At 57.9% G+C, this 8953-nt stretch carries 10 protein-coding genes and 1 pseudogene; 8 read left to right on the top strand and 3 right to left on the bottom strand.

The window, feature by feature from the left end:
- Window positions 1-42: 42 nt before the first annotated feature.
- From EOA75_RS23575 to EOA75_RS23555, 6 genes and pseudogenes are all read left to right on the top strand, one after another.
- Window positions 43-342 (top strand): hypothetical protein, encoded by a 300-nt coding sequence (locus tag EOA75_RS23575; RefSeq protein WP_127325292.1) that lies wholly within the window; start codon window positions 43-45, stop codon window positions 340-342.
- Entirely contained in the window at window positions 309-1277 is a 969-nt protein-coding gene (locus tag EOA75_RS23570; protein ID WP_127325291.1) for a hypothetical protein, read from the top strand. The genes EOA75_RS23575 and EOA75_RS23570 overlap by 34 nt, the downstream gene beginning before the upstream one ends.
- A gap of 9 nt (window positions 1278-1286) precedes the next feature.
- Window positions 1287-1502 (top strand): hypothetical protein, encoded by a 216-nt coding sequence (locus EOA75_RS34165; protein ID WP_164747520.1) that lies wholly within the window; start codon window positions 1287-1289, stop codon window positions 1500-1502.
- A gap of 80 nt (window positions 1503-1582) precedes the next feature.
- Window positions 1583-2026 carry an antitoxin Xre/MbcA/ParS toxin-binding domain-containing protein gene (locus EOA75_RS23565; protein ID WP_127325290.1) on the top strand — a complete coding sequence of 148 codons (444 nt, stop codon included), beginning with the start codon at window positions 1583-1585 and terminating at the stop codon, window positions 2024-2026.
- Window positions 2026-2493 carry an RES family NAD+ phosphorylase gene (locus EOA75_RS23560; protein WP_127325289.1) on the top strand — a complete coding sequence of 156 codons (468 nt, stop codon included), beginning with the start codon at window positions 2026-2028 and terminating at the stop codon, window positions 2491-2493. The genes EOA75_RS23565 and EOA75_RS23560 overlap by 1 nt, the downstream gene beginning before the upstream one ends.
- Before the next feature lie 169 nt (window positions 2494-2662).
- Window positions 2663-4025: pseudogene (locus EOA75_RS23555) on the top strand (ISNCY family transposase).
- Between the two features lie 334 nt (window positions 4026-4359).
- Here EOA75_RS23555 and EOA75_RS23550 read toward each other — a convergent pair.
- A complete protein-coding gene (locus tag EOA75_RS23550; RefSeq protein WP_127325288.1) occupies window positions 4360-5409 on the bottom strand; it encodes a dienelactone hydrolase-related enzyme in 1050 nt (349 codons plus the stop codon).
- Window positions 5399-7012 (bottom strand): hypothetical protein, encoded by a 1614-nt coding sequence (locus EOA75_RS23545; protein ID WP_127325287.1) that lies wholly within the window; start codon window positions 7010-7012, stop codon window positions 5399-5401. Before EOA75_RS23545 ends, EOA75_RS23550 begins: the two co-directional genes overlap by 11 nt.
- Window positions 7013-7216: 204 nt before the next feature.
- Here EOA75_RS23545 and EOA75_RS23540 point away from each other — a divergent pair, with 204 nt between their 5' ends.
- On the top strand, window positions 7217-7555 hold the full coding sequence (locus EOA75_RS23540) for a hypothetical protein (RefSeq protein ID WP_245466713.1): 339 nt from the start codon (window positions 7217-7219) through the stop codon (window positions 7553-7555).
- Window positions 7556-7663: 108 nt separating this feature from the next.
- Window positions 7664-7951: a helix-turn-helix domain-containing protein gene (locus EOA75_RS35805; RefSeq protein WP_348628675.1), complete on the top strand. Its 288-nt coding sequence runs from the start codon at window positions 7664-7666 to the stop codon at window positions 7949-7951.
- A 91-nt stretch (window positions 7952-8042) separates the two neighbouring features.
- Here EOA75_RS35805 and EOA75_RS23530 read toward each other — a convergent pair.
- A partial coding sequence (locus EOA75_RS23530) for a BID domain-containing protein (protein WP_164747519.1) occupies window positions 8043-8953 on the bottom strand: 911 nt, incomplete at its 5' end.

Genomic DNA, 8953 nt, shown 5'->3' with positions numbered 1-8953 from the left:
ATGATGGAGTTAGAGAAATTGGTCGCAGCTGGAGGGATGCCCATGCGTTCGATGACACGAACGGAATTCGAAGCCTATGAAAAGCGCGTCGAAGCAGTGCTCGCAACCGTCGAGGCCGCCATCGAGTCGGTCGAGAAAAAGGATTTCGACGAGATTGCCGCGACGGCACGCGAGGTGGTGGAAATCCGTCGCGAGTATCTGGAGCTTTCGGAGCGACAGGCTCAGGCCGAGCGTCTCGAGGCTGCTCCACAGGAGGGTCAGGGCGAACGGGACGCGCCGCGGCCTCCGCAGGATGGGTCAAGTTCCAGATGGCGGAGCGGGCCAGTGCTGACGGCACAGTAGATGGAAAGGTGAAAGATAACCCAGATTGGGGGCGCTTCGATGGCGAGGCACGCGTCTTGCGGGACGATCTCTTTGACAGTGCCATCGATCGCCATGGCGAAAGGGCTGTGAGTGAAGGCGATGAGATCTTGGCCGGGTATGATGCTGCCGCCCAATCGCTTGAGCGCGCCACGACCAGATTCTCGAACGAGTATTCCCGCAGTGACCTATCCGATGACCAGCGTGCAACCATCCGCGCTGACTATCTTGCGGAGTCAAATCGATATGACGCCGTGCTTCAACGCTACGCCCGGGAAGCACTCGATGGGAACACCTATCTCTACGAACAATCAAAGGGCGAGGAAAACCTGCAGGAGGCGCTGAAGGAGGAGGCTCAGCACCGTGCTTCCCAGCGGGCGATCGACATGTACGATCCTACAATGAATCTCCCTGCACGACAGCATGACGAGCAGATGGTGCGAGCCGGTGACGAATTGTTCGCCCGCATCGACGCCGCAAGGATCGCCGCTCGTCGCCTTTACGAGCCGGAAAATCGCGACAGCCATCCACACACTTCGAGCCTTGCCGAAACAGAAACCGAGCGTGACACCCGGATCGCAAAATTGAGCGAGGCAGACACCCGATACGCCGATCTGTTGCGGGAGGCTGCCCGAGCCGCGATCGACGGCAACGGCCACATCCGCGATATGGCAACGATCAGACACGATCTGAACAATGAAATCCACATGGAGAGCCGGCGCAGAGCGGAAGCTGAACAGGAACGTTACGATAACGTACGGGTTACATCTGGACTGTCTGAACCGGGCAGCCGTGCGGCGAAGTTGAATGAAGAGTATCGGGCGGATCCACCACAGCAGCAGGTTCCGCGCTTGAGCGAACTGGAGCGTGAAATCGATGAGCGGCACGACCGCGAGCGCGACGAACGGGAACATTAGACCAGGACCATGAGGCAGCATTGGCACATCAAGCCGCTTCCGCCGCCTGACGACAGGTCTGAGGGCCCGGATGGTTTTGTGGGATTCGCGCTGTTGGCTCTGATTGTCATCGGCCCATTGATTTTGTTCGGGCATCAGCTGGGTGCTATGGAGACGTGGCTGGTCGGCGTCTATAAAGCGGTCGAAAGCTGGCTTTCACCCGTTCGGGATTGGTTTTTGGGCTGAGTGGCGTGCATCAGCCATCCAGCCATTGTATTTTCCGGCAATATGCCCTAAATTTGTAGGCACATTGCCGAAGTCGAACTATGGCCACTGCCATTGCTGTCATTGAAGAGGTTTCACGCAAGCTCGGGGGACCGAGCGTGCTGGGAACAGATGTTCGTTCTCAGGCAGATCTCGCCATGATCGTCCGTCGCAGATTGCCACTGGCCACATTGAAGGGATTGTCGCTTGCCGGCCTCAGCGAGCAGGAGATCGAGCGCTTCGTAATCCCGCAGCGCACCCGTCGCCATCGCGCCGAGAAGAACCAGCCGCTGACTGTGGAAGAGTCCGACCGCGCCGTGAGACTGGTTCGCATCCAGGCGCTGGCGGAAGAGACCTTTGGGGATGCAGCAAAGGCCAATCGGTGGCTGCGTAAGGAGCTCGGCGAATTGGCTGGCGAGACGCCTTTGAGCGTCGCCCAGACCGAGGCCGGCGCCCGCGTCGTGGAAACCATCCTCGGGAAGATCGCCTGGGGCGCCGCCGCCTGATGCGGTTGTGGCGGCTTTCGAGCCTCCAGTATGCGAATGCGATGGACGGCGGCTACGGCCTGCTGTTCGATGGCCGCTGGAATACGGTCGGGCATCCAGTCACCTACGCCTCCACGTCGCCCTGGCTCTGCATCCTGGAGAAGCTCGTCCACGTTGAAGACCCCGCGCTACTGCCGGCGCTCGGCATGGTAATGTACGATGTCGCGGATGAGACCCCTTCCTCGCATCGAACCATCGATAACCTTCCTGCTGATTGGCGCCGGCAGGAAGCAATGACGCAGCGCCTTGGCGACGAATGGCTTACCGCAAATGATACCGCGCTGCTCTTTGTTCCGTCGGCAATCGTACCGATCGCGGATAGTCCGGACCGCAATGTCCTTATCAATACACGCCACTCTGCGGCCGCAGCGGTTCAGATCGCGCGCGTCGAGCAATTCGAGCTGGACATCCGGCTGTTAAGGGAATGAGATGGAAATTCTCTTTTATTTCAATGCGTTAGGTTGTTCCATAAGATAGATTATGCAACTTCGACATGTAGGCGCAAAGTTAAAATGTCCCACTTCTGCAAAGTAGGAATGTCGCTTCCCCTTTGCTGGATGCCATTCTCCCGGGCGCTGCTTTTGAGGGAGACAGCTGGTGGGATTGGTTTTGATGAGCGAACGCGAGCTTCAACGCATAGAGGTGCTGTCGAGAGTTGCTGATCGACGGATGACGACCATCGCAGCGGCACATGTGCTTGGTTTGACCAGGCGCCAGGTGCAGAGGCTTTTGAAGACGCTTCAGGTCGACGGAGCTTCGGGACTACGCCACAAGTTCGAACCATCAGATTGTCGACGGGATTCGGGATTTCACTCTATCGCTCGTGCGCGAACATTATCTGGACTTCGGGCCGACGCTTGCGGCCGAGAAGCTGGCCGAGGACCATGGTGTGACGGTGTCGCGCGAGACGCTGCGCAAATGGATGGCTGAGGCTGGAATCTGGTTGCCGCGCAAGCATCGTAGGACATTCCACCAGCCACGTTTACGCCGCGAAGCCTACGGCGAGTTAGTCCAGATCGACGGCAGCGAGCATCGATGGTTCGAGGAGCGGGGCGCTCCATGCACCCTGCTCGTCTTCATCGACGATGCGACTGGCAAACTTCAGCAACTTCGTTTTGTGAAGTCGGAGAGCACGTTCTCCTATTTCGAGGCGCTGGAGCTCTATCTGAAGGCACACGGCTGCCCGGTGGCGTTCTATTCCGACAAGCACACGGTGTTTCGGGTGGCGAAGGCCGAGGCTCGTGCCGGCCGCGGCATGACGCAGTTCGGACGTGCCTTGTCCGAGCTCAATATCGAGATCCTTTGTGCCAATTCCAGCCAGGCCAAGGGCCGGGTCGAACGGGTCAATCGGACGCTGCAGGACCGGCTTGTGAAGGAACTGCGCCTTGCTGGCATTTCGGGTATTGAAGAAGCCAACGTTTTCCTGCCGGCCTTCACAGCCGACTTCAACGAGAAGTTCGCCAAGGTCCCTGCCCGGCCGGACAATCTGCACCGCGCCCTGAACATGCCGCCGGATCGGCTGCGTGACGTGCTGTGCAAGCGTGAGCAGCGTTATGTCGGTCAGCAATTGTCATTCTCCTACGAGCGCAGGCAGATCATGCTCGAGAAGAACGACATCTCATGCGGACTGGTCGGCAAATACGTCGACATCCACGAGTTCGCCGACGGCCGACTGGACGTTCGTTGGAAGGCGTGCTCGCTCCCCTATACAGTCTTCGACAAGGAGCAGCGCGTCACGCACACAGCGATCACTGAGAACAAGCGGCTCGGCGAGGTCCTGTCCTGGATCAGGGCCCAGCAGGATGAGGCGCGGCCCGCGCCGAAGATCAAGACGAACAGCGAGCAGAACGCCTACAGGAAGCGCGGGACGAAGGCGGGAAGACGGACTGATTTCACGAAGGATCCAGAGGTGATCGCGCGGCGAGAACGGGCACTGACTGGGTTGCCTGCTGCCGAATGAAGCCAGCTCTCAAAGCTAAAGCCGGGGAGCCAAGCTTGAGCCGCACCCGATCAGGCTCTGCAATCCCGACCAGCTGAGCCCGATCGGGCGCTCACCACGGCGCCATGGAGGGCACTGTCGCTTGCAACGCCCTGCCCTTCAGCAGACTCTGGCGACATTTCTACTTTGCTGGCAGCGCGACATCCGAACTTGGTTGCGACACGACATGACATGGCGTATATAATTCGTTTTGTGCTCAAAAGCAGAAATTTTCCTAGTACGATAGACGAAGCGCGCATCCAAAGCCCGCACCTTATAGTCAATTCTTGCTGGGCGAAATGACACTCTAAGGCCACTAACAGAACTTTCTAGTGAATGGACGGCCATCGTCGGGCCGCCAAGTCGCACGCGATAGAAACCGCTTCAAGCTCACTCCGACCAACAAAATATAAGGCGGCATAGCGAGCGAATAGTGACCACAATTTAATTTGAGAATAATTGGCTTGGCTCCGGCGGTCTTCAGCCGCTGCATGAACCTCTCCGATAGTTCTGGCAACACCACTTTGTCTCTCTTAGCCAACACAACGTGAAGATCGAGATCAGGCCGTGCCAAACTATGCGCATAATTCTCCAAGTTAAGTGGACCCCAAGCCCTTCTGAGATCGGTCAGCTCAATCTCAGGGTCAAGGCTATCGCGTATCAATCGTGTCGCGCGACCCGTCCAAACCATATCCGCCAGACTCCCCGCCGTCAGAAACAACGAGGCTTTTGACACCGCTGAGTCGTGCGCAGCGATCAACCCTGCGACCCAAGAACCTAAGCTCATACCGAGAACCGAAATGTTACGATAGCCTTCGCTCTTCAACCAACGGATGAGTTTTCGCCCATCCCATACTGCCTGCCTGATAGATTGGATCGTTCTACCGAGATTAGGGCTAAGCATATAATCGGCGTGGACGGAGCCGGGACGGCTGCGCTCGAAATGATAAGGCATAGCAATCTCGACAACCGTGATGCCACGCTGCGAGAAAAAGTTGGCAATCTGACGATTCCGTGAGCTTGCATTCCAATGGTGAAAAATCACCATCGCCTGATCGAACGACCGGCTCTCTGTGATTTTCGCCCAGACGACATTGTTCTCTTCGATTTCAGTAGAAATGCCCGATGGGAATTTTAGCCACCCATCTTCCCTTTCAAAACCCTGATCGCCCCCACTCGGCTCATCGAAAAAGGCTGGATCAGCCAAGGCCTGGTCCGCAAGGACACAAAACTCCTCAATACTTGCTATCTTCTTGGCACCTGGAAAGGCGCGGTCCGCGTCAAGGGCGAAATCCGTTGTTTTCTTTCCCTCCTCACCGCGTCGCGCCCGCCGCTCATCCCAACGATCCAGCCAACTATGATACACTCTGATTTTTTCCTAACTCACTCGCTCGCCATTGCCCAAACCCAGGATCAATTAGGCCGTAAATCCCAAGTAGCACTCCAACGCCCAGAAGGATCGAAAAGCTAGCAAATGCATCGATCAGCAAGTAGCCAGCGACGAGTAGCGCTACGACCGCCGACATCCTCCACAAAGGCATACCAAACCGACGTTCAACACCTAAGCGGATGGATCCATACAGAAATACAACACAGGTCGAAATAGCGATAAGAAGGCTGCTGTAATGCGTTGGCCTACGAAAGCTGATTCCGGCGCTCATATCATTGCGCCCATAGAAGGCCGAAGACATATCGCCGACCAACCATGCCACGATATTCTCTCCACGGGATGTCAGGTAAGCGCTCTGGAGCTTCATGACTATGGCGATCAGAAGTCCTAAAACAGTACACCGAAAAACCCCACGCATCACCCTGAGACGGGTGTTGTTGAGCTCATGTTGATAATCCACCCTCGGCCCATTACTCGCTGCTTCGCCAATTCTCCAAAGATCATGGATCACCGTATAAAGTAAAATGAGACCTACGAAGAACAGCCAAAAGCACAGACACATGTATAGATAAGCGAGCCCTGTGAACACAACCGCCATCGGCACTGATATGACCTCAGGGCGCACATTCGCTAACGAGCCCCAATCCGTCGCATAGTTGCCTCCACCTTTCATCAACGGGATCAATGACACGCCGATCCACTGAAAAAGACCGGCGAACAGGACACAAATCAAAAAAACCGCCCAATATGCATACGAAGAAGCTTCTACGTTGCGCGCCCAGGCATCGTCGCTTTCCATCCGGTCGCCTTGCGCTATCAGCTTTGCGCGCCCCTCATCTTTCCAAAAGGTCACGAGTTCGGCCACGAAGACAAAAAACAGCGGCAAAAACGCCATGAAGACGAGCATCCAATTCGCTGCCCACAGGAACCCAACCTGCTTGACGACGCCATCCGCCCGGCCATATGTCACGTTGTGAATCCCCGTGATATAAGACAAAAACCCAAGAGCGGTGACACCTGCAAACACCGACGCCGGTAAATTCAGGGGAGATCCGTGACTAAAAATCGCCTCCGATCTCCTCGCCAAACTAAAACGGCGCCTCGGCCCCTTGGCGTCAGTAACCCGGGGCAGCTCTGCCGGGGACTCTGACTCATCATTGAACGTGGCAGTACGTGCCACATCTGGAACCGCCAGCGCATCGCCTCTTCCCGCTCGCTTCCATTCTCGTCTCTTGGCCGTTAATCGCGATTGCGCCGCACTAAGCTCCACCTGCCATTCCCTAGTCGCCACCGGATCATCGCACCCAAAAACCCTCGCCAGCCAACGAATGTTGGCAGTGCTAATTCCCTTCTCGTTCTCTTGAAACCAGAGCTGCACCGTTCGCAGATCGATCCCTGCCCGGTTGGAATCAATCTGGGAAATCGCCTCTGCAAGAAGCTCGGGCGTCCATGGACCTGCAGGAAACCCATCTTTGCCCAATGGCCGACCTGCACCGGCCGCGGCTAATCGTTTGAATACTTCTTTAAAATCACTCCCGTCACTCGGCGGAGGGAGAAATAACTTTCCGTTCTTTAGCAATGACTTACAGACTCTGGTTTCGTTCCGTTTCGCTAGACTTCGTATCCTATCGCGCCTTCGTCCTCAATCAACATTTACCGGTGGCCGAAGGGAACTAATGCTTAGAGTGTCATTTCGCCGCCAGGGAGCTGTCGGCACTAGGCGGACGACATAGCGACCAATTCTCGTCTTTCTCTGGGGGGCTTGGATCCTGGAGAGATGTCCATGTTCAAACACGTCGCCGAGGCATTTGTGCCGCTCCCGCGCGCCGAATGGGTGGTGGAACAAGTCTGCGCCAAATCTCGCGATTTCTGCCAGTCGATCAGGGCAACAGCCGCCGACAAGCTGCTCGACTTCGGCGACGCCCGTGCGATCTTGAGGCCCTCGGCTGAGGGGCTGCACGTCCGAGTCGACGCGCAGGACCTGGCCACCTTCTATGGCGTTCGGACCTTGTTGCAAGGCACCCTGTCGGCGTCCACGACCGTTCCCGGCGCCGGCGTCGAATGGTACCCGGGTGGCAGCATGCCTTTCAGGCAGATCTGCCGGCGCCCAGGCCAGAGATGACCGGCGGCTTTTTCTTCATGATGTGCTCCCCTCCGCTCTGTCTGAGACGCAAATGGCGCACCCGACCTTTGACGTAGCCGGCCAGTTCGGACGCATGTACCCCGGTACTTGTCCGATCTGGATCACATCATTGAGCGCAGACCGGATCTGCGACCAAGGAAACTCAGCATCGTCTTCCGACGATCGCCCTTCCGTGAGCACGGCATCGAGGATTTGGCGAATGCATCGGGCCTGACCGTTCGTACGCTTGCCAGAATTGAGAGTTCTCAGACGATCCCGAGACAAACAACGCTTCAAGCCCTGGCTGAGGCATTAGAGGCAGCAGGGATCGAATTCATTTCAGAGAATGGAGCGGGAACTGGCGTCCGGCTTTCCCGTCGGCTGAACAGCAAATGATGCCAAGCGGATACCGACGGCGATCTCGAAGTGGACGATCGCATCGGAGGAGCTTTTCTATTCGGCCAAGCGCTTTCCTTTTCCAAAATGCTCATTGGGTGACGCCGCGGACGCGGTCGACGACGCGGCGCTGCCGCTCCGAAATAATCTCCTGGCTGCTCTGCGTCCGAACCGTCTGCTGCAGGACCTGCAGCCGATCCCGCATCGCCTGAAAAGCGCTGCGCTGCGCCGGCGTCACACGATTGATGACGTCCTTCTCGCCGCGCAGCAGTGCGTTGCGACCAAAACGCTCGTCGAGCGCCCGACTGACCACAGTGAATTCCTGGGCAATGCGAGGATCGATCGAACCTGGAGCGAGGTCTCGCTTGGCGACATTCTTCCTGGCCGCCGTCAGTTGCCTGAGCGCGTCCTCCGCCGCCGGCGATAGACCGGGAATGGCAACCGCCATGCGCTGGCGCTCTTCCGTGATGGCCCGGGTTTCGCTATCGAGAGCGGCGGCAAAGGAGGCGCCGAGTGAACGCACATGGCTCGCCGCTTCCGGCACGGCCTGAAGCGCTTCCTTCCGTTCCCGGCCTGCGGCGAGCAGGCGATCCATCATCCGATCGGTTCCACGCAACGCGCCATAGGCGCCGGGATCGTTGCTGACGGCCGCCGCGATCCGCCCACCGGGAAAGCCGTTCACGATGAGCTCCTCGATCTTGGTGACGGCTCCGGCTGGATCGCGCCAGATGCGCGTCGCCGTCTCGGCGAGCGCGGCGCGATGAAGACGAAAGTCTCGAGCGGCGAGCGCCCTCTCCCGTGCCTCCTCTTCCACCGGCGTCTTGAACTCCGTCACGGCGGCCAGCATCGGCAACGGGGCAATCGCCTCCCTGGCCGGTGCGACGCTGGCCCCGGCGACGATCTTGGAGGGGTCCTGCCTTTCGGTCATATTCTGCTCCTCGGCAAAGCGCCGAACGACGGCGAAGAGCCGGGCGAGCTTCTCGCGGCGATCGGGGGCAAGAT

The organism is Mesorhizobium sp. M1A.F.Ca.IN.022.07.1.1, assembly GCF_003997575.1.
In the GTDB taxonomy this organism is placed as follows: domain Bacteria; phylum Pseudomonadota; class Alphaproteobacteria; order Rhizobiales; family Rhizobiaceae; genus Mesorhizobium.
This window is presented reverse-complemented; position numbering and strand designations above follow the sequence as displayed.